The organism is Cupriavidus sp. P-10, from assembly GCF_003402535.2.
Lineage (GTDB): Bacteria > Pseudomonadota > Gammaproteobacteria > Burkholderiales > Burkholderiaceae > Cupriavidus.
In genome coordinates, this window is sequence record NZ_AP025171.1 from 1,972,127 (window position 1) to 1,991,162 (window position 19,036).

General features: G+C 66.5%; 17 protein-coding genes. 6 read left to right on the top strand and 11 right to left on the bottom strand.

Translation table 11 applies throughout. From position 1 onward, the window contains the following. Positions 1-47 precede the first annotated feature (47 nt). The 3 genes from aliB to badH are packed head-to-tail and all read right to left on the bottom strand — an operon-like array spanning position 48 to position 2,818. The gene (aliB, locus tag CTP10_RS25810) at positions 48-1,196 is read right to left on the bottom strand and encodes a cyclohexanecarboxyl-CoA dehydrogenase (RefSeq protein WP_116321785.1); all 1,149 of its coding nucleotides are present in this window, start codon (positions 1,194-1,196) and stop codon (positions 48-50) included. Positions 1,197-1,223: 27 nt separating this feature from the next. Continuing rightward, positions 1,224-2,006 carry a 2-ketocyclohexanecarboxyl-CoA hydrolase gene (badI, locus tag CTP10_RS25815; RefSeq protein ID WP_116321784.1) on the bottom strand — a complete coding sequence of 261 codons (783 nt, stop codon included), beginning with the start codon at positions 2,004-2,006 and terminating at the stop codon, positions 1,224-1,226. Positions 2,007-2,050: 44 nt separating this feature from the next. After that, on the bottom strand, positions 2,051-2,818 hold the full coding sequence (gene badH, locus CTP10_RS25820) for a 2-hydroxycyclohexanecarboxyl-CoA dehydrogenase (RefSeq protein ID WP_116321783.1): 768 nt from the start codon (positions 2,816-2,818) through the stop codon (positions 2,051-2,053). Positions 2,819-2,957: 139 nt separating this feature from the next. Here badH and CTP10_RS25825 point away from each other — a divergent pair, with 139 nt between their 5' ends. Next, positions 2,958-3,479, top strand: a complete 522-nt coding sequence (locus tag CTP10_RS25825; protein WP_116321782.1) for a MarR family winged helix-turn-helix transcriptional regulator — start codon at positions 2,958-2,960, stop codon at positions 3,477-3,479. A gap of 252 nt (positions 3,480-3,731) precedes the next feature. Then, positions 3,732-4,025 carry a GYD domain-containing protein gene (locus CTP10_RS25830; protein ID WP_116321781.1) on the top strand — a complete coding sequence of 98 codons (294 nt, stop codon included), beginning with the start codon at positions 3,732-3,734 and terminating at the stop codon, positions 4,023-4,025. A 93-nt stretch (positions 4,026-4,118) separates the two neighbouring features. On the opposite strand, the gene CTP10_RS25835 is transcribed toward CTP10_RS25830, so the two are convergent. The 7 genes from CTP10_RS25835 to oxlT (CTP10_RS25865) form a co-directional block, all read right to left on the bottom strand. After that, complete coding sequence (locus tag CTP10_RS25835) at positions 4,119-5,135, bottom strand: zinc-binding alcohol dehydrogenase family protein (protein ID WP_116321780.1); 1,017 nt, start codon at positions 5,133-5,135, stop codon at positions 4,119-4,121. A gap of 234 nt (positions 5,136-5,369) precedes the next feature. After that, complete coding sequence (gene fdhF / locus CTP10_RS25840) at positions 5,370-8,186, bottom strand: formate dehydrogenase subunit alpha (RefSeq protein ID WP_116321779.1); 2,817 nt, start codon at positions 8,184-8,186, stop codon at positions 5,370-5,372. 9 nt (positions 8,187-8,195) lie between these two features. Continuing rightward, a complete protein-coding gene (locus CTP10_RS25845; RefSeq protein WP_116321778.1) occupies positions 8,196-9,905 on the bottom strand; it encodes an NADH-ubiquinone oxidoreductase-F iron-sulfur binding region domain-containing protein in 1,710 nt (569 codons plus the stop codon). A 181-nt stretch (positions 9,906-10,086) separates the two neighbouring features. Further along, entirely contained in the window at positions 10,087-11,406 is a 1,320-nt protein-coding gene (oxlT, locus tag CTP10_RS25850) for an oxalate/formate MFS antiporter (protein WP_116321777.1), read from the bottom strand. Positions 11,407-12,047: 641 nt separating this feature from the next. Then, the gene (locus CTP10_RS25855; protein ID WP_116321776.1) at positions 12,048-12,266 is read right to left on the bottom strand and encodes a hypothetical protein; all 219 of its coding nucleotides are present in this window, start codon (positions 12,264-12,266) and stop codon (positions 12,048-12,050) included. 137 nt (positions 12,267-12,403) lie between these two features. Further along, entirely contained in the window at positions 12,404-13,327 is a 924-nt protein-coding gene (locus tag CTP10_RS25860) for a LysR family transcriptional regulator (RefSeq protein ID WP_116321775.1), read from the bottom strand. Between the two features lie 233 nt (positions 13,328-13,560). Then, a complete protein-coding gene (gene oxlT, locus CTP10_RS25865; protein WP_116321774.1) occupies positions 13,561-14,901 on the bottom strand; it encodes an oxalate/formate MFS antiporter in 1,341 nt (446 codons plus the stop codon). Between the two features lie 212 nt (positions 14,902-15,113). Between oxlT (CTP10_RS25865) and CTP10_RS25870 the strand changes: the two genes are divergently transcribed. The 4 genes from CTP10_RS25870 (at position 15,114) to CTP10_RS25885 (ending at position 17,960) form a co-directional block, all read left to right on the top strand. After that, the gene (locus CTP10_RS25870; RefSeq protein ID WP_116321773.1) at positions 15,114-16,055 is read left to right on the top strand and encodes a LysR family transcriptional regulator; all 942 of its coding nucleotides are present in this window, start codon (positions 15,114-15,116) and stop codon (positions 16,053-16,055) included. A gap of 119 nt (positions 16,056-16,174) precedes the next feature. Then, a complete protein-coding gene (locus CTP10_RS25875) occupies positions 16,175-16,480 on the top strand; it encodes a LysR family transcriptional regulator (protein ID WP_116321772.1) in 306 nt (101 codons plus the stop codon). Between the two features lie 238 nt (positions 16,481-16,718). Continuing rightward, a complete protein-coding gene (locus tag CTP10_RS25880) occupies positions 16,719-17,315 on the top strand; it encodes a hypothetical protein (RefSeq protein ID WP_233528272.1) in 597 nt (198 codons plus the stop codon). 57 nt (positions 17,316-17,372) lie between these two features. Beyond that, entirely contained in the window at positions 17,373-17,960 is a 588-nt protein-coding gene (locus CTP10_RS25885; RefSeq protein WP_116321771.1) for a TetR/AcrR family transcriptional regulator, read from the top strand. A 15-nt stretch (positions 17,961-17,975) separates the two neighbouring features. Here the strand turns inward: CTP10_RS25885 and CTP10_RS25890 are convergent, their stop codons facing one another. Beyond that, positions 17,976-18,980, bottom strand: a complete 1,005-nt coding sequence (locus CTP10_RS25890; protein ID WP_116321830.1) for a Bug family tripartite tricarboxylate transporter substrate binding protein — start codon at positions 18,978-18,980, stop codon at positions 17,976-17,978. Positions 18,981-19,036: the final 56 nt, after the last annotated feature.

Here is a 19,036-nt window from a genome sequence, read left to right on the forward strand (position 1 = left end):
GTGCGGCCAGTCGTGCGGCCAGTCGTGCAATGGGCGCGCGCGCCGCGTCAGGCCGGTACCGCTTCGCGCCCTGCCCGCGTGCGCGCGATGATGGTCTTCATGATCTGCGCGGTGCCGTCGCCGATCTGGAAGCCGAGCACGTCGCGCAGGCGCTGTTCCATCACGCCCCGGTCATAGCCCCCGTGGCCGAAGGACAGCAGGCACTGGTGCACCACGTCGTAGGCCAGCTTGGGTGCCCACCACTTGCACATCGCCGCCTCGGCGGTGTGCGGCAGCCCGCGGTCCTTGAGCCACAGCGTCTGCAGGCACAGCAGGCGCGCGCCGTGCACCTGGGTCTCGAAGTCGGCCAGCGGGTGCGACACGCCCTGGAACGCCGACAGCGGCTTGCCGAAGGCCTGGCGCTCGGCCACGTAGGCCCAGGTCTCGTCCAGCGCCACCTGCGCCACGGCCAGCACCTGCAGGCCGATCAGTGCGCGCGAAAAATCGAAGCCCTGCATCACCTGCACGAAGCCCTCGCCTTCCTTGCCGAGCAGGTGGCTCGCCGGCACGCGCACGTTCTCGAAGAAGATCGAGCCGCGCCCGATGGCGCGCTGGCCATGGCAGTCGAAGCGGTTGCGGGTAATGCCCGGCAGGTCCATCGGCACCAGCAGCGCCGACACGCCGCGCGCGCCCGCCTCGACCGGGCCGCTGCGCGCGAATACCACCGCGGCATCGGCCTGGTCGGCGGCGGAGATCGAGGTCTTCTCGCCGTTGAGCACATAGTGGTCGCCATCGCGCTCCATGCGCAGGCGCAGGCTGGCCGCGTCGGAGCCGCCGCGCGGCTCGGTCAGCGCGATCGCCAGCAGCGCTTCGCCGCGCGTCAGGCGTTGCAGCCACGGGCCAGCGATCTCCGGCTGCGCGTGCGCCAGGATCTGCCCGTTCAGCGACGCCAGCAGGTTGATGTACGACAGGCTCAGGTCGGCGCGCGCCACCGCTTCGTGGATCACGCCGGCGGCGAGCGAGCCCATGCCCTGGCCGCCATACTGTTCCGGCAGCTCGGGCGCGATAAAGCCCATCTCGCCCATTTCGCGCATCAACGCGCGGTCGAGCACACGGGTGCGGTCGCGCTCCAGGTAGCCGGGCGCGACGCGCGCGTCGGCAAAGCGGCGGGCATGTTCGGCCAGCGCCGAAAGGTCTTCGTCAAGGTAGGGATTCATGGCTGTCTCCGCGCGGTCCGGTCGGGCTTACTTGGCGTACTTGCGGAACTCGGGCTTGCGCTTTTCCTGGAAGGCGCGCACGCCCTCGCGCGATTCCTCGGTGTCGTAGTAGAGCTTGAGCGCATACATGCCCATGCCGGCGATGCCGCTCTGGTGCGCGGTGTCCATGTTGAACGAGCGCTTGGCGATGGCAATCGCGGTCGGGCTCTTCTCCAGGATCTCGTCGCACCACTTCTGCACTTCGGCGTCGAGCTGCTCGTGCGGCACCACGGCATTGACCAGCCCCATCGCCAGCGCCTCGGCGGCGGGATAGCGGCGGCACAGGTACCAGATCTCGCGCGCCTTCTTCTCGCCGACCACGCGTGCGAGGAACGCCGTGCCATAGCCAGGATCGACCGAGCCGACGCGCGGGCCGACCTGCCCGAACACGGCCTTGTCCGAGGCGATGGTGAAATCGCAGATCGTGCACAGCACGTTGCCACCGCCGATGGCATAGCCCTGCACGCGCGCGATCACCGGCTTGGGCACGTCGCGGATGGCGTTGTGCAGTTCTTCCATCGGCAGGCCGATGGTGCCGCGGCCGTCGTACTGGCCTTCATGCGCGGACTGGTCGCCGCCGGTGCAGAAGGCCTTCTCGCCGGCGCCTGCCAGCACGATGGCGCCGATCTCGCGGTCATAGCCAGCACGGTTGATGGCGTGGATCAGCTCGTCGCAGGTGCGGCCGCGGAAGGCGTTCATCTTTTCCGGGCGGTTGATGATGATCCAGGCCGCGCCGTTGCGCACTTCATAGCGGATGTCTTCGTATTGCATGGTCGTCTCCGTTGTCTGGTTGGATGGGCGATTGGTGCTGGAGGTCAGCCGTTCATGGTCAGGCCGCCCGACACGCTCAGCACCTGGCCGGTGATGAAGGCAGCGTCGTCGCCGGCGAAGAACAGCACCGCGCCGGGCAGGTCGTCGGGCTGGCCGATGCGGCCCAGCGGGATCGAGCGGGTGAAGGCTTCCACCAGCTTCTCGGGGTTGCCCGCGCCCTGCTTGTAGTCTTCGAACAGCGCGGTCTCGGTCGGACCCGGGCACACCACGTTCACGGTGATGCCGTGGCGGGCATGCTCGCGTGCGATGGTCTTGGAGAACGACACCAGCCCGCCCTTGCATGCGGCATACACCGCCTCGCCGGACGACCCCACGCGCGCGGCATCGGAGGCGATATTGACGATGCGCCCGCGCTTGCGCGCCGCCATGCCCGGCAGCACCGCGTGGTGCATATGCAGGGCGCCGGTCAGATTGATGGCGATCAGCCGCTCCCACTGCGCCGGCTCGGTCTTGACGAAGGGACGGAACACGTCCCAGCCGGCGTTGTTGACCAGCACGTCGATGGGGCCCAGCTCCTGCTCCACCGCCGCCACCGCGGCATCGACGCTGGCGCGATCGGTAATGTCGCAGCGCACTGACAACGCGCGGCCGCCGGCGTCGCGGATCTGCGCCGCCACGCGTTCGCCGGCCTCCGGATTCAGGTCGAGCACGCCGACCGCCGCCCCTGCCCGCGCAAAGCGCAAACACGTTGCACCGCCGATACCACCGCCACCACCGGTCACGATGACCGTCTTGCCTTCGAGTCCTTGCACAGCCGTTCTCCTTTCAGGGTTCCGGTGCTATCGTGCCGGCGGTGCCGCCGCCACATGCCCCGTCAATTACGTAAATATGTTGACGTATAATAGGTGCGGCCGGCACCGTGCGCAAGGCATCAATCCTTTGGAAACGACTATGGTTAACCCCGACCTGGGAGGCGAACTCCCCATTAACGCACGCATGGAACTGGCCAACCGGCTGTTCTTCCGCCTCTACCAATGCGCAAACATGTTGCATAAAACGGGATCGCGGGCGGTGGAAGCCGAAGGCCTGACGACGCAGCAGTGGGCGGTGCTGGGCGCCCTGTCACGCCCCGACGCGGCCGGCGGCATGAGCGTCGGCGACCTGGCGCGCTACCTGATGGTGAGCCGGCAGAACCTGTCCGGGCTGGTCAGCCGGATGGAGCGGGATGGCCACGTGACGCTGGCGCCCGACGGGCGCGACCGCCGCTCGCGGCTGGTGCGGATGAGCGAGCCGGGCCGCGAGGTGTGGCTGCACCAGGCGCAGCCGAAGATCCGCGAGTACTACGAGCACGCACTGGACGGGTTCTCGACCAACGACCTGACGCATACGCTGCACTACCTGCTGAAGCTGCTGGACAACATGCGCGCGCTGGATACGCCGGACGGTGCCGACGGCGGACCGGTACAAGACTGAGGCGGCGCGCTGTATCACGGCTGATACAGCCGGGCCTGCAATGCGCCGGCCCGGGACGGAGGCAACGGATGCGCCAGCCGCGAACCCGCCTGTCGCGCCGACTGGCGCGCGATATGCGTGGGTACGAGGTTGCTCAGGCACACCGGTGCCGCACCGGCAAGCCCTGAACCACTGCCCCGGCTGACTGCGGCGCTGCCGACCAAGCGCTGCGCCGGGACGGCGTCCGATCCATCCTTTACCGGAGATCCCGCCATGACCCGCTACATCGTGCTAGCCAGCTTCACCGACCAGGGCATCCGCGCCGTCAAGGACACCACCAAGCGCGCCGCCGCGGTGCGCGAGATGGGTGCGCGCTTCGGGGTGCAGATGAAAGACATCTTCTGGACACTGGGCAAATACGACATCGTGCTGACCGTCGAAGCGCAGGACGATGCCAGCATGACTGCCTTCGGCCTCGCGGTCGGCGCGCTGGGGAACGTGCGCACGCAGACGCTGCGGGCCTTCAATGCCGACGAGATGCAGGCGATCCTCGGCAAGATGAGTTGAACCGCCCTCGCACCGTCCCCGCAATGACGAACGCCCGCCAGGGTTCCTCGCGGGCGTTCTCGCTTCTGCTTGTTCTGCTTGTCGCGTGCGGGCTCAGAACCCTTCCAGCACCAGCTTGCCGATGGTGCGGCCACCCTCCAGCATGGCGTGGGCGCGGCGCAGGTTCTCGGCGTTGATGCGGCCCAGGTTTTCACCGAGCGTGGTTTGCAGGCGCCCGGCGTCAACCAGGCGCGCCACCTCGTTGAGCAGCCGGTGCTGCGCGATCATGTCCGGCGTGTGGAACATTGCGCGGGTGAACATGAATTCCCAGACGAATGTAGCGCTCTTGCTCTTGAGCAGTTCCACCGGCAGCGGGCGGGCGTTCTCGACGATCGTGCAGATCTTGCCCTGCGGTGCGACCAGTTCGGCCAGGGCCGGGAAGTGGCCGTCGGTGTCGTTGAAGCAGAGGATGTAGTCGACGTGCGCGAAGCCCAGCGCCTTCAGTTGCGCCGGCAGGTCGCCTCGGTGGTTGACGGTATGGTCGGCGCCCAGCTTGCGGCACCAGTCCTGCGACTCCTGGCGTGATGCCGTGGCGATCACGGTGAGGCCGGCCAGCACCTTGGCCAGCTGGATGCCGATCGAGCCTACGCCGCCGGCGCCGCCGACGATCAGCACGGAGCGGCCGGCGTGCTCGCCCTTGGGCGAGATGCCGAGGCGGTCGAACAGTGCTTCCCACGCGGTGATCGCGGTCAGCGGCAATGCGGCGGCGTTGGCAAAGTCGAGCGAGGCAGGCTTGTGGCCGGCGATGCGTTCGTCCACCAAGTGATACTCGGCGTTGGTACCGGGGCGGGTGATGCTGCCGGCGTAGTAGACCGGGTCGCCTGGTTTGAACAGGGTGACATCGGGGCCGACGGCTTCCACCACGCCAGCGGCGTCCCAGCCCAGTATGCGGGGAGCGGGTTCGGCCTGGGGCTTGGGGGCACGGACTTTGGTGTCGACCGGGTTGACGGCGATGGCTTCGATCTTGACGAGCAGGTCGTGGGCTGATGGCGTGGGCTTGTCGATTTCCACGTCCTGGAGCGAACGGGGATCGGAAATGGGGAGGTACTGGGTCAGGCCGATGGCTTTCATTTGCTTGGGCTCCGGGGTGGAGAGGATGTGGCTCAAGCGTAGCGCATCGGGATTGGAATGATTAGCGGGATGATCCGGCAATCAATTTCCTGGTAACCAGGACAATCTTGTCCTTCTGCGGGATGGGCTGGTCGCAGCGCTCGCCAAGCGCCGTCGCCGGTGAACCCTTGTTTGCGCCCCTCTCCCGCGCCGCGGGAGAGGGGCCGGCGCATCACTCGCCGCAAGCCCAAACCCCTAGACAGCGTCCAATATCTGCCCGCCCCCATAACTGGACTGCACCGGCGCCTCCCCGCCCAGCGTCATGCGAATCGCGCAGTATTTGAATTCCGGAATCTTGCCGAACGGGTCCAGCGCCGCGTTGGTCAGCTTGTTGATCGCCGCCTCGTAATAGCAGAACGGCACGAACACCGCCCCGCGTGGCGTGCCGGCGTCGGCGCGCGCATACAGCGTGACTTCGCCGCGCCTTGACGACAACGTGACCACACTCCCCGGCTTGCCGCCCAGCGCATCGAGATCCAACGGATGCACCAATGCCACCGGGTCCGGCTCGATCGCATCGAGCACGCCGGCGCGACGCGTCATGCTGCCGGTATGCCAGTGCTCCAGCTGGCGCCCGGTGATCAGCACCATCGGGTAGTCGGCATCGGGCCGCTCGGCAGCCGGGATGATGTCGGCCGGCACGAAGCGGCCACGGCCAGTGTCGGTCGGGAAGCCATCCGTGAAAATCACCGGCTCGCCCGGATCGCCCTCTTCCTTGCACGGATACGTCACCGCATGCTCGCGTTCGAGCCGCTCCCAGGTCACGCCACCGATGCTCGGCATCGCCCTGCGCATCTCGTTGAACACGTCCTCCACGCCGTCGTAGTGCCAGTCCAGCCCGAGCTGTGCCGCCATCTGCCGGATGATCCACAGGTCCTGCCGCGCCTGGCCCGGCGGATCGAGCGCCTGCCGGCCAAGCTGCACGGTGCGGTCGGTGTTGGTGAAGGTGCCGGTCTTTTCCGGGAACGCCGACGCCGGCAGCACCACGTCCGCCAGGTAAGCCGTCTCGGTCAGGAAGATGTCCTGCACCACCAGGTGATCCAGCGAAGCCAGCGCCTCGCGCGCATGCTCGGCGTCAGGGTCCGACATCGCGGGGTTCTCGCCCATGATGTACATGCCCCGCACTTCGCCGCGCTCGATCGCCTGCATGACCTCCACCACGGTCAGGCCCGGCTGGCGGTCGAGCGGCATGCCCCATAGCGCCTCGAAGCTGGCGATCGCCACCGGATCGTCGACGCGCCGGTAGTCCGGATACATCATCGGGATCAGTCCCGCGTCGGACGCGCCCTGCACGTTGTTCTGCCCGCGCAGCGGATGCAGCCCGGTGCCGGGCCGGCCGATCTGCCCGGTCATCAGCGCCAGCGCGATCAGGCAGCGCGCGTTGTCGGTGCCATGCACGTGCTGCGACACGCCCATGCCCCACAGGATCATCGATCCCTTCGAGGTGGCATAGAGCCGCGCGACTTCGCGGATGGTCTCGGCGTCGATGCCGCAGATCGGCGCCATCAGCTCGGGACTGTACGCGGCGACGTTGCGCTGCAGTTCGTCGAAGCCGATGGTGCGGCTGTCGATGAACTCGCGGTCGACCAGCCCCTCGTTGACGATCACATGCATCATCGCGTTGAGCAGCGCCACGTCGGCATCGGGCTTGAACTGCAGGAAGCGCCAGGCGAAGCGCGCGAGGTCGGAGCGGCGCGGGTCGGCAACGATCAGCCTGGTGCCGTTCTTGACGGCATTCTTGATCCAGCTGGCCGCCACGGGGTGGTTCACGGTCGGGTTGGCGCCGATCACGATCACGACCTCGGCCTTGTCGACGTCCATCACCGGATTCGACACCGCGCCCGAGCCGATGCCTTCCAGCAGCGCCGCCACCGACGAGGCATGGCACAGCCGCGTGCAGTGGTCGACGTTATTGCTGCCGAAGCCGGTGCGCACCAGCTTCTGGAACAGGTAGGCCTCTTCGTTGCTGCCCTTGGCCGAGCCGAAGCCCGCCAGCGCGCGCTTGCCATGCGTGTCGCGGATCTGCGCAAGCTTGCCGCCGGCGAGCGCCAGCGCCTCTTCCCAGGTGGCTTCACGGAACACGTCCATCACGTGGTCCGGGTCCATGACGAAATCCCCGCGCTTGGGCGCGCCTTCGCGGCGCACCAGCGGCACGGTCAGCCGCTGCGGGTGCTGCACGTAGTCAAAGCCGTAACGGCCCTTCACGCACAGCCGCTGGTGGTTGGCGGGGCCATCGCGGCCTTCCACGAACAGGATGCGGTTGTCCTTGACGTTATAGGTCAGCTGGCAGCCCACGCCGCAATACGGGCACACCGATTCGACCTGTTTGTCGGGCACGGCCAGGGCCACGTCGCGCGCGGGCATCAGCGCGCCCGTCGGGCAGGCCTGCACGCATTCGCCGCAGGCGACGCAGGTGGATGCGCCCATCGGGTCGTCCATGTCGAACACGATGCGGGCTTCGTCGCCGCGCAAGGCCAGTCCGATCACGTCGTTGACCTGCTCGTCACGGCAGGCGCGCAGGCAGCGGGTGCACTGGATGCAGGCATCGAGGTTGACGGCGATGGCCGGGTGCGACAGGTCCGCCGCCACGCGCTCGCGCGGGGCAAAACGCGGCTTGCCCACCTCCAGCTTCGCCGCCCACTGGTCGAGTTCGTTGTGGCGGGTGTATTCCGTTTCCGGCATGTCCGACTGCAGCAGCTCCAGCACGGTGCGCTGGGCACGGCGGGCACGCTCGGACTCGGTCTGCACCTGCATGCCCGCGGCGGGATAGCGGCAGCAGGACGGAGCCAGCACGCGCTCGCCCTGGATCTCGACCATGCAGGCGCGGCAGTTTCCGGCCGGCTCGAGGCCGTCCTTGTAGCACAGGTGCGGAACGTCGAAGCCCTCGCGCTGCGCCACCTTGAGCAGGCTTTCGCCGGGCTGCGCGGTGACTTCGCGGCCGTTGAGCGAGAAGGAGACGGCCGGCTCGGCGGATTCGACAAGCGCGCATTCGGCGCGGGTCAGTGCGTTCATGTCAGTCTCTCACGCGAGTTCGTGCGGGAAGTACTTGATCACGCAGTCGACGGGATTGGGCGCGGCCTGCCCCAGCCCGCAGATCGATGCATCGCGCATCACCGCGGACAGGTCGTCCAGCGCGGCCAGGTCCCACTTCTGCTGCCGGATCAGGTCGAGTGCCTTGGCCGTGCCGGTGCGGCATGGCGTGCATTGCCCGCACGACTCATGCTTGAAGAAGTGCATCAGGTTGCGCGCCGCCTGCGTGGCGCTGTCATGGTCGGACAGGATCACCACCGCGGCCGAGCCGATGAAGCAGCCATAGGGCTGCAGCGTGTCGAAATCGAGCGGGATATTGCCCATCGACGCGGGCAGGATGCCGCCCGACGCGCCGCCCGGCAGGTACGCGTAGAACGCGTGGCCGTCGAGCATGCCACCGCAGTATTCGTCGATCAGCTCGCGCACGGTGATGCCCGCGGGGGCCAGATGCACGCCCGGCTTCTTCACGCGTCCGGATACCGAGAACGAACGCAAGCCCTTGCGCCCGTTGCGTCCCTGCGCGGCGAACCACTCCGCGCCCTTCTCGATGATGTCGCGCACCCAGTACAGGGTCTCGAAGTTGTGCTCGAGCGTGGGCCGCCCGAACAGGCCCACCTGCGCCACATACGGCGGGCGCAGCCGCGGCATGCCGCGCTTGCCTTCGATCGACTCGATCATGGCCGACTCTTCGCCGCAGATGTACGCGCCGGCGCCCCGGCGCAGCTCGATGACCGGCAGGCCGGGAATGGGCGGATCGTCGCGCAGTTGCCGCAAGGCCTCGGCCAGCAGCGCACGGCAGCCGGCGTATTCGTCGCGCAGGTAGATGTAGATCGCCGACACGTTGACCACCGTCGCCGCGATCAGCATGCCCTCCAGGAAGCGGTGCGGATCGCGCTCCAGGTAGACGCGGTCCTTGAAGGTGCCCGGCTCGCCTTCGTCGATATTCACGGCCATCAGGCGCGGTGCCGGCTCCTTCTGCACGATGCGCCATTTGCGGCCGGTGGGGAAGCCCGCGCCGCCCAGGCCGCGCAGGCCGGAATCTTCCATCGTGCACAGCACGGCGGCGGGATCGAGCGTACCGTCGGCAAGCGACTGCAGCAGGTCGTAGCCGCCTGCTGCACGGTACGCGCCGTAATCGATATGAGGCTCAGGCTCATGACGCACGGCCCTGGCCTGCACCGCGGCGGCTACCGTATCGGCCGTCGCCCCGTCCACGGGGTTCTGCCCGACCAGCGCCGCGGGCGCTTTCTCGCAACGGCCGATGCAGGGCGCGGCGATCACGCGCACGTCTGTGCCGAGCAACGCCGGCAGCTTGTCGATCAGCGCCTGCGCGCCTGCCAGTTCGCAGGCGATGCCCTCGCACACGCGCACCGTCAGCGCGGGCGGCGCGGCAATCTGTCCGTCCGCATCCTCGCGGACCACGTCGAAATGGTGGTAGAAGCTTGCGACCTCATAGACCTCCGTCATCGACAGCTTCAACTCGCTGGCGAGCGCCACCAGGTGCGGCATCGCCAGCTGGCCGTAACGGTCGTTGATGCAGTGCAGGTGTTCGATCAGCAGGTCGCGGCGGCGCGGCATGTCGCCCAGCGCCACGCGCACTTCGGCCAGCGCGGCCGCGTCGACCTGCCGGCCCTTGGGCTGGCGGCGCTTGCGCTGCCGGCCGAGCCCTGTCGCATCGAGGGGGATGACAACCTGGTTCATGGCGGTGCCTGGATCTTTTGTGGATGTCGGATGGCCGATCAGGAAGGTGCCCGGCGGGCCACCTTCCTGTCGTGCTTCATTGTTTTTTGTATTGTGCTACCGGGGCGGGTGCCCGTGCAGGCATCGAGGCCGCCTGCCCCGGATACTACCGGCGCCCGCAGGCGCCGTACTGCTTTCTTCATCAGGTCAGGTCTTCGGGCACGGTACGGTAGCCCATTGGTGCCGAGGTATTGGCGTGGACATACTTGCGGGCATGGGCTTCGCGCATCGGCTTGAGCACGAACAGCGCCATGATCGCAGTCAATGCCGCCATGCCCGAGGCCACCATGAAGACCGCATGCCAGCTACCCGTGGCGGTCGTGATCACGCTGGAGAACGGCACCAGCAGCGCTGCGGTGCCCTTGGCGGTGTAGAGCAGGCCCGCATTGGTCGCGGCAAATTTCGGCCCGAAAGTGTCGCCACAGGTGGCCGGGAACAGGCTGTAGATCTCACCCCAGGCGAAGAACACCACGCCTGTCAGGATCACGAAGGCAACCGGATGATGGCCGTACTTCGACAGCAGCAGGATGCCGATGGCCTCGACGCCGAAGGCAAAGAACATGGTGCGTTCACGGCCGATATGATCGGAGATCCAGCCGAAGAACGGGCGCGTCAAGCCGTTGAGCACGCGATCGATGGTCAGTGCGAAGGTCAGCGCGGGCAAGGTCAGGCCAAGGATCGAGATCGGCGCGTCGTGCAGGCCAAAGTCCTTGGCGATCGGACCGAGCTGGGCGGTGGCCATCAGGCCGCCGGCGGCCATCATCACGAACATCGCATACATGACCCAGAAGATCGGCGACTTCAGCACCTGGCGCGGCGAAGCGTTGTAGGTGGCGGCAGCCTTCAGCGTGGTCTTGACCTCGCTCAGGATCTTGGCGGAAGGCGGGAACAGGGCCATGCCCAGGATGAACACGATCAGGCCCTGGCCAAGACCGAACCACAGGAACGCGGCTTCATAGCCCGACGTCTTGATCATGTTGGCGATAGGCACCACGGTCAGCGCGGAGCCCGCGCCGAACCCGGCCGCCGTGATCCCTGCCGCCAGTCCGCGGCGATTGGGGAACCACTTCAGCGCGTTGCCCACGCAGGTGCCATACACAGCGCCTGCGCCCAGGCCGCCGATTGCCGCCGCGACGTAGAGCATCGGCAGCGAGGACGCCACCGAGTTCAGCGCCCAGGCAATGGCGCACAGCAAGCCGCCACCCACCACCACCGGGCGCGGGCCGTACTTGTCGACGAGGTAGCCCTCGATCGGGACCAGCCAGGTTTCCGTCACGACGAAGATGGTGAATGCCACCTGGATCGCGGTGCGGCCCCAGTGGTATTTATCGTCGATCGGGTTGACGAACAGCGTCCAGCCATACTGCATGTTGGCGATCATCGCCATGCAGATCACGCCGAAGACCAATTGCACCCACGGCGACGCAAAGCGCGACGTGGACTCCCTTTGCTGCAGTTCCATGATGTCTCCTTATAGCGGCTAGCCGCCAAGGTGGAAGATTGGGCGCCTGAAGACGCCTCTGCGTGACTCTCGGTCTCGAACAGCTTAGCCGTTCTAGTGCTATACGGTATGTGATATATCAACCAAGTCAAGCGTATTCGTTGCGGCTCTGCAGCATGCCCTGTCCGCAACTGGCGCCCGCATGGCCGATGGTGCCGCGCGACTGGTGCGCGCAATGCATCAACGGCCGTACCGCTGGTACCGGGAATCCTTGGAAATCAAGCAGTTGCCTTAAGTCGGCGCATCAATCCGCGCGTCGTTGGCAGCCATCAGAATGCCGGGGATCGCCCCGCTGGAAAACCCGGGAAAACGGTCGGTTCGGGAAAGTCCCTAGATAGATACAATAAGACATGGCCTGCTTGTCTGGCCACGAAATCGGCGGAATTTGGGGGGAATGACGGGGTAGGAGGATGGTGGCGGCCGTGGGTTCGCCTGGAACCCGCCCTGCCTGCCAGCGCGTGTGGCATCCAGGGAAGTGCACCGGGGGACTACCTTACTGCTTGCTGCGCCACAAGGGTTGCCGGCCGCTACAGCCCTTGTCATCTGCGGTCAGCAGCCGGTCCATGCACGAATGCGCGGACGGCAGCCGGCGCCGCCTGGCTTCAGGCGTACGCCAGTTCGCCGGCGGCGGGCACTACGCGCGACGGGCGAGCGCGGCCAACACCATGGCTTTCCTGGTTCGAGCCCAGTCCGGCAAAGCGGCCGTGTTCCTGCGCGGTCACCAGCACGTCCATCGGCAGGCGGGTGGCGAGCAGGATGGTCATGGCGACACCGCCGGCAAGAGCGGCCAGGCCAAGGACGAAGAGCAGTGCGACTTCCATTTGAAAACTCCAGTTACGTTGTGGTCAGGAGTTTTCATTATATGCTGCGCCGCACTATGTGTAAATATCCTGTATGTAATATATCAGTAGAAGTTTTGCTCCTATACAACAGGGCCGGCGCGCTATCCCGCCCCCCGTCACACCTTGGTGGTTTCCTGCCGCGTGGCAGTCGGTTGTTCATACTCGAGCCCGCGCAATGCATCCCAGATGGCTGCGGCATTGGGCTTGAGTGAGCGGCTCTTGCGCCGCACCAGCATGACGGTGGATGTCACCTGCGGCCGCAATGGCCGCATCACCGCGGCCGGGTTCAGGCCACCCGCCTGCGCGCGCGACGGCACCACGCCGATGCCGAGCCCCAGCGCAACCATGCCAAACACCGCGGCAAAGTGCCCGAGCAACTGCAGCGAACTGGTCCGCACGTGGTAGCTGCTGAGCGCCTTCTCCACCGCCGGCTGCATGCCGCACTGCTGGTCCAGTGTCAGCACGCTGGCATCGCTGAGCTCGCCCCACCCTACCGAGTCGCGCGCGGCCAGCGGATGCTGCGCCGGCAGCACGGCGTGATAAGGGTCGGTGCACAGCGGCTCGCAATACAGGTCATCCGCGGCGTGCGGATCGGTGGCGATGCCGAAATCGACCTCGCCGCTGCGCACGCTCTGCAGCACAGATTCCTGCGAGCGGTCCTTCAGGTGGATCGAGATCGCGGGCCACGCCTGCCGGCAGCCTGCCAGCCACGCCGGCAGCGACATCGAGCTGAGCACCGGGTCAGACGCGATCTGCACCAGGCCCTGGCATGGGCGGCTGGCGCTCTGGCTGTCGCGCAAAGTCTGCTCGACTTCCTCGATCAGGTGGCAGATGCGCTGCGACAGGTGCAGGCCGGCTTCGGTCAGTTCCACCTGGCGCGTGGTGCGGTCGAACAGCCGCTGGTCGATTTCCTCTTCCAGCTCGCGCACGCTGCGGCTCACCGCGGACTGCGTCAGGCCGAGTTCGGCGGCGGCGCGGGTAAAGCTCTTGTGCCGCGCCACCGCGGCGAAGGCCTTCAGCTGGGGGAGCGAGATGTTCATGGCCGCCCTCCCTGGCACGCGACGGCGAGGCTCAGGCGCAACCCGTGGTCGGGCGCGGCGGGATGTCGCGGTGCGGGCACCGATGCATGCGGTCCGGTCATGGCAGTCTCCTTGATGGGGCGTGGCTGTGTGCAGCCATCGTTGCTGTGGGTATGGATTTGCTTGTGTCGCGCGGTCGTTAGCCTTGCGTCACGGCAACGGCCCGCGCGCAGGCAGGCCGTTTTCCGGGGTACTTAGTCTCCTTCTCTCTGGATCCGGGGCAGGTACGCGGCATCGGATGCCGGCAGGCCCTCGGCCTGCCCGGTAATAAATCGCCTGCGCATGGGCGCCAGCAAGACCTTGGCCGAGATCCCCGCGGCGATCGTCACGACCGCCGCCACGGTAAATACCGCTTCCCAGCCACCGCGCGCCGACAGCACCGACGCCAGCGGCACCAGCATCGCCGCCGTCCCCTTCGCTGTATAAAGCGTGCCCGCGTTCGCCGCCGCGAACTTGCTGCCAAACGTGTCCGCGCACAGCGCCGGGAAGATCGAGAAGATCTCGCCCCAGAACAGGAACGTCAGCGCCGCGAAGAACATGAACCAGTACGGGTTGTGCCCCAGCTGCATCAGCCCCAGCAGCGCCAGCCCCTCGCCGATGAAGATCACGAACATCGTGTTCTCGCGACCGAACCTGTCCGACAGGAACCCGCACAGCGGACGCGTGAAGCCGTTGCACAGGTTGTCGATCGACAAGGTCATCGTCAGCAGCGGCAAGGTCAGTCCCAGCAGCGTCACCGGCATCGACGCAAAGCCGTAGTCCTTCGCGATCGGCCCCAGCTGCGCCGTCGCCATGATCCCGCCCGCCGCCACCGCGACAAAGCTCGCGTAGATCAGCCAGAACACCGGCGTCTTCACCATCTGGCCCGGCGTGTATTCCACCGGGTTGGTCAGCACCGCCTTCGCCGCGACCGCGCCCTTGGGCGCCCTGGGCTTCACCAGCAGCAGCGCCAGCACGAAGATGCACACCCCTTGCAGGATGCCGAAGAACAGGAACGCTTTCTCATAGCCCGCGCTCTGGATCATGTTCGCGATCGGAATCACCGTGATCGCCGCGCCCGCGCCAAACCCCGCCGCCGTCAGCCCCGCCGCCAGCCCGCGCTTGTCCGGGAACCACTTCAGCGCATTGCCCACGCACGTGCCGTACACCCCGCCCGCACCGATGCCCGCGATCACCGCCGCCGCATACAACTCCGGCAGCGTGGTCGCATACGCGTTCATCACCCACGCCAGCCCCGCGCAGATCGCCCCGCCCGCCACCACCGGGCGCGGACCGAACTTGTCCACCAGCCAGCCCTCCAGCGGCACCAGCCAGGTCTCGGTCACGATGAAAATGGAAAATGCCACCTGGATCGCCGACGCTCCCCAGTGATGCTTGGCGTCCATCGGGGATACAAACAAGGTCCAGCCATACTGCAGGTTCGCTACCAGCCCCATGCACACCACGCCGATTGCAAGCTGCGTCCAACGGTTCTGCAGGCCCCGCCCGTTCACGTCGCCGTGAGCGGGCGTGGCTGCCGCTTCATATTGCGCCATCTGTTTTTGTCTCCTGGTGCTTGTCAGCTGCGTCCCGGACGGGACGCCCTCCCGGGCCTCTGCGGAGTGGGCCCTTGGTCACGATGAGATCGGCGCCTGACATTGCGGCATGCAAATCTGGGATTGATGCTACTTGAAACTAAGATCAACACTGCATAAAGTTTTTTATCGTTTGTATTGACGACCGTTTATATATTGCACGGAACGATTGAATGAAGAACGCCACGCTGCGGCAACTGAAGGTCTTTGAAACCGTCGCCCGCCATATGAGCTTTTCGCGCGCCGCCGAGGAACTGCACCTGACGCAGCCGGCCGTGTCGACCCAGGTCCGGCAACTGGAACACCATGTCGGCCTGCCGCTCTTCGAGCAGCTCGGCAAGAAGATCTACCTGACGCCGGCCGGGCACGAGATGCTGCACTACAGCCGCAGCATCATCCAGCAGTTCCGCGAGGCGGAAGACGCCATGTCGCAGCTGAAGGGCATCTCCGGGGGGCGGCTCAACGTGGCGGTGATCAGCGCCGGCGACTATTTCTTTCCGCGGCTGCTGGCCGAGTTTATGGAGCGCCATGACGGTGTGACGCTGAATCTCGCGGTGCACAACCGTGAGGAATTGCTGCACCAGCTGGCCGGCAACCTGACCGACCTCGCGGTCATGGTGCGCCCCCCCGAAGGCATGGACACCATCAACGAAGTCTTCGCGCCCCACCCTTACGTCATCGTCGCGGCGCCCAGCCACCCGCTGGTCGGCAAGCGCAAGATCCCGCTGGCGGGATTGGCCGACGAGGCCTTCGTATCGCGCGAGAAAGGCTCCGATACGTGGAATTCGATGCAGGAAGGCTTTGCCGGACGACTCTCCAACCTGCGCATCGCGATGGAGATCAAGAGCACTGAAACCATCAAGCAGGCGGTGATCGCCAACATGGGCATCGCGTTCCTGTCAGCGCACACCGTGGGACTGGAACTGCAGGCGGGAAAGCTGGCCGTGCTCGATATCGAGGGCTTCCCGGTGATGCTCAACTGGTATGTGGTGCACCGCAAGAACAAGCGCCTGCCACCGGTGGCGCTGGCGTTCAAGCAGTTCCTGATGGAGGAAGGCGCCGGATTGATCCAGCGGATTACGGGCGTGGAGGGGTTGATCCGTCGGCAAGCGTAGCCACCGCGATACATAAACGATTACTTATGATTAAGCGATGAAACTTTAATTATCGTAAATCGTTCGCCATTCCTATGCTTGTCTCAACCCACCGCTACAGCGCACCGAGGAGACAAGCCATGAACCAGGTCCAGATTGACAGCCGCCCCGCAGCCATCACGGTCGGTACCGACAACCAGCCCATCCCGCGCGAGACGCAGCTCGCGGCCTATAACGCCGCCTTCATCGAACTGGGCCTGCGCTTCCGCTGGGATGCCGAGATGTACGAATGGCTGTGCGGCATCGAATGCGAAAAGGCCCGCGTCGCCCGCTATATCGAAGAGCACCACGCCCACCTGCTCGCCGCCTATGATGCGGCCTTCCTCAGCGGGCTGATCTTCGAGAAAAAGAACGAATACCTGCGCGCGGTCGGCCATCTCAACTGAGCGGTCCGATCGATTACAGGCGAGGCGCTCTGGCGGCCTCGCCTTTTTTATTCCCGCGCTCGCCGCCACTCCCGCATTGGCATGGGAACGCGCTCGCGGAAAGGCTCAACGCGGTTGAATTCCTGACCTTCGCCACGAAGTGGGCGACAGCATAGAATTCGCTTGTCATGGCGGTGGCGCCGCCGTGCGGCGCTTCTGGTGCGGCCGGCGCACGCACGCGCCTTATTCCCGCCACCACATGGAATCCACTTACCACCAGGGCAGCACGGGCATGCCGGCCATTGAAGCCGCCGGCACCGGGCACCAGCACCCGACGAATGCGGCCACCATCCTGCGCCGCGCCGCGGTGTCCGGCGCCTGCGCCAGCCTGCTGTCCTCCGGCATGCTCGCCTGCGGCGGCACCGTCGATTGCGGCAGCGCCTTCGCGCCGGTCAATGCGGTCAGCCACTGGATCTGGGGCGAACGCGCCCTGCATGCGAACCGGCCGTCGGTCCGGCATACCGTGCTGGGTTACGTGATCCATCATGCGATGTCGGTGTTCTGGGCAGTGTTCTATGAAACCGCGGTGGCACGGCATCATGCGCGCGGTGCCCTCGGTACCCTGGCGCTTGGCGGTCTCGGCATCGCAGGCCTGGCCTGCCTGGTGGACCTGAAGTGTACGCCGCACCGCCTGACGCCCGGCTTCGAGCGGCGCTTGTCGGCGCCCATGCTGACGCTGGTCTACCTGGCTTTCGGGCTGGCCCTGCCGCTGGGGTCGCTGCTGGCGCGGCGCGCGGCGCGCTCGCGTGGCAGCCTGCAAGGCCCCTCGGAGCCGATTGCAAGACTTATGCGCTGATCGTCGTAAGATGCGAGGATTCCCTCGACACCCGGCATTCCGCCCTTCCCTGTTTTCATGGCCACCCGACGCACCGACGACGAATTCATCCTGGAACTGACCCGGCTGCTAAGCACCGAAGGCGTGTCGTCGCTGACCATCGGCGAGCTCGCGCAGCGCATGCGCTGCTCGCGGCGGCGGCTGTATGAGATCGCGCCGACCAAGGAAGCGCTGTTCGTAGGCATCTGCGAGCGTGTGCTCGCGGCCAGCCTGGAAAAGGGCTTTGCCGCGGCCCGCCGCGAAAGCGATCCGGCGCACGCGGTTTCCGCCTACCTGCACGCCACGCTGAACACGTCGGGGCTGGGCAAGGCAGCGCTGACCGACCTGGATGCGATCGACAGCGGCAGGGCCGCGTTCGACGCCTACCAGCTGGCCCGTGTGCGCGGCCTGGAGAGCCTGCTGGAGGCCGGCATGCGCGCCGGGCAGATGGCGCAACACAATCCGCGGCTGGTGTCCGAAGCCATCCTTGGCGCCGCGCACCGGCTGCGCAACCAGCAGTTCCTGAAGGAGACCGGCATGAAGATCGGCGACGCCTTCAGCGAGTTCTACGAGATCATCCTGAATGGCCTGCTGTGCCGGCCCGGACAGGACGCGCGCGCATCCTAGCCCGGCCAGCCGGGATCACTGCGGCGGGATGTTCGCGGCGCGGATCACCTTGCCCCACTTGGTGTATTCATCCTGCACAAAGCGGCTAGCCTGTTCCGGCGCGCCCGCCACCGGGATCAGCGCGGCCGCGTCGAGCGTGGTGCGCAGGTCCTGGTTCTTCTGCGCCTGGTTGATGACCTCGTTCAGCCGCGTCACCACCGGCGCCGGCGTGCCCTTGGGCACGAACGCCGCCATCCAGCCGACCACTTCGAATCCCGGCACGCCCGACTCGGCAATGGTCGGCACATCCGGCAATTGCGGTGCGCGCTTCGCGGTCGTCACCGCCAGCGCCCTGACCTTGCCCGATTTGACCTGCGTGACCGCGGCGCCGATGTTGGCGAACAGAAAGTCGACGTGTCCGCCGATCAGCGCCGACATGGCCTCGGACGGACCGCCGTACGGCACGTGCGTATATTCCAGCCCATTCACTTCCTGCTTGAGCAGCTCCGCCGCCAGGTGCGCCGAACTGCCGACGCTGCCGGAGGCATAGTTGATCTTGCCCGGCCGGGCCTTGATATAGGCAAGGAACTCGGCAAAGGTCTTCGCCGGGAAGCTGTTGCTGACCAGCAGCACGTTGCCGTTCAGCCCGAACACGGCCACCGCCTGGAAGTCCTTCAGCGGGTCATACGGCGTCGAGGCCAGCAGCCGCGGATTGATCGCATGGGTGACGTTGGTGCCGAGCAGCAGCGTGTAGCCGTCCGGCGTCGAGCGCGCGACAAAGTTGGCGCCGATGGTCGCGCCCGCGCCGGGCTTGTTCTCGGTCACCAGCGGCTGGCCCAGCGTATCGCCCATGTATTTGGCGAAGGTACGCGCGGTCAGGTCGGTCACGCCACCGGGCGCAAACGGAACGACGAAACGGATCGGCCTGGACGGGTACGGCTCGCTGGCGTGAGCGGCGGGGCTGGCCAGGCAAAGCGCCAGCAAGCAGGCGTGGGCGGCGCGCACGGCGTGGCGCGCATGCCGGATGATGCGGAATGACATGGTCTCCTCCATGGTTGTTGTCCTCGTCTTGCCGCCGGCCCTCTGGCGGAGCCTGG

Excerpts from the sequence above, each read along its gene's own strand:
- aliB (WP_116321785.1), bottom strand. The coding sequence starts at position 1,196 with ATGAATCCCTACCTTGACGAAGACCTTTCGGCGCTGGCCGAACATGCC.
- badI (WP_116321784.1), bottom strand. The coding sequence starts at position 2,006 with ATGCAATACGAAGACATCCGCTATGAAGTGCGCAACGGCGCGGCCTGG.
- CTP10_RS25825 (WP_116321782.1), top strand. The coding sequence starts at position 2,958 with ATGGTTAACCCCGACCTGGGAGGCGAACTCCCCATTAACGCACGCATG.
- CTP10_RS25830 (WP_116321781.1), top strand. The coding sequence starts at position 3,732 with ATGACCCGCTACATCGTGCTAGCCAGCTTCACCGACCAGGGCATCCGC.
- CTP10_RS25835 (WP_116321780.1), bottom strand. The coding sequence starts at position 5,135 with ATGAAAGCCATCGGCCTGACCCAGTACCTCCCCATTTCCGATCCCCGT.
- fdhF (WP_116321779.1), bottom strand. The coding sequence starts at position 8,186 with ATGAACGCACTGACCCGCGCCGAATGCGCGCTTGTCGAATCCGCCGAG.
- CTP10_RS25845 (WP_116321778.1), bottom strand. The coding sequence starts at position 9,905 with ATGAACCAGGTTGTCATCCCCCTCGATGCGACAGGGCTCGGCCGGCAG.
- oxlT (WP_116321777.1), bottom strand. The coding sequence starts at position 11,406 with ATGGAACTGCAGCAAAGGGAGTCCACGTCGCGCTTTGCGTCGCCGTGG.
- CTP10_RS25855 (WP_116321776.1), bottom strand. The coding sequence starts at position 12,266 with ATGGAAGTCGCACTGCTCTTCGTCCTTGGCCTGGCCGCTCTTGCCGGC.
- CTP10_RS25860 (WP_116321775.1), bottom strand. The coding sequence starts at position 13,327 with ATGAACATCTCGCTCCCCCAGCTGAAGGCCTTCGCCGCGGTGGCGCGG.
- oxlT (WP_116321774.1), bottom strand. The coding sequence starts at position 14,901 with ATGGCGCAATATGAAGCGGCAGCCACGCCCGCTCACGGCGACGTGAAC.
- CTP10_RS25870 (WP_116321773.1), top strand. The coding sequence starts at position 15,114 with ATGAAGAACGCCACGCTGCGGCAACTGAAGGTCTTTGAAACCGTCGCC.
- CTP10_RS25875 (WP_116321772.1), top strand. The coding sequence starts at position 16,175 with ATGAACCAGGTCCAGATTGACAGCCGCCCCGCAGCCATCACGGTCGGT.
- CTP10_RS25880 (WP_233528272.1), top strand. The coding sequence starts at position 16,719 with ATGGAATCCACTTACCACCAGGGCAGCACGGGCATGCCGGCCATTGAA.
- CTP10_RS25885 (WP_116321771.1), top strand. The coding sequence starts at position 17,373 with ATGGCCACCCGACGCACCGACGACGAATTCATCCTGGAACTGACCCGG.
- CTP10_RS25890 (WP_116321830.1), bottom strand. The coding sequence starts at position 18,980 with ATGTCATTCCGCATCATCCGGCATGCGCGCCACGCCGTGCGCGCCGCC.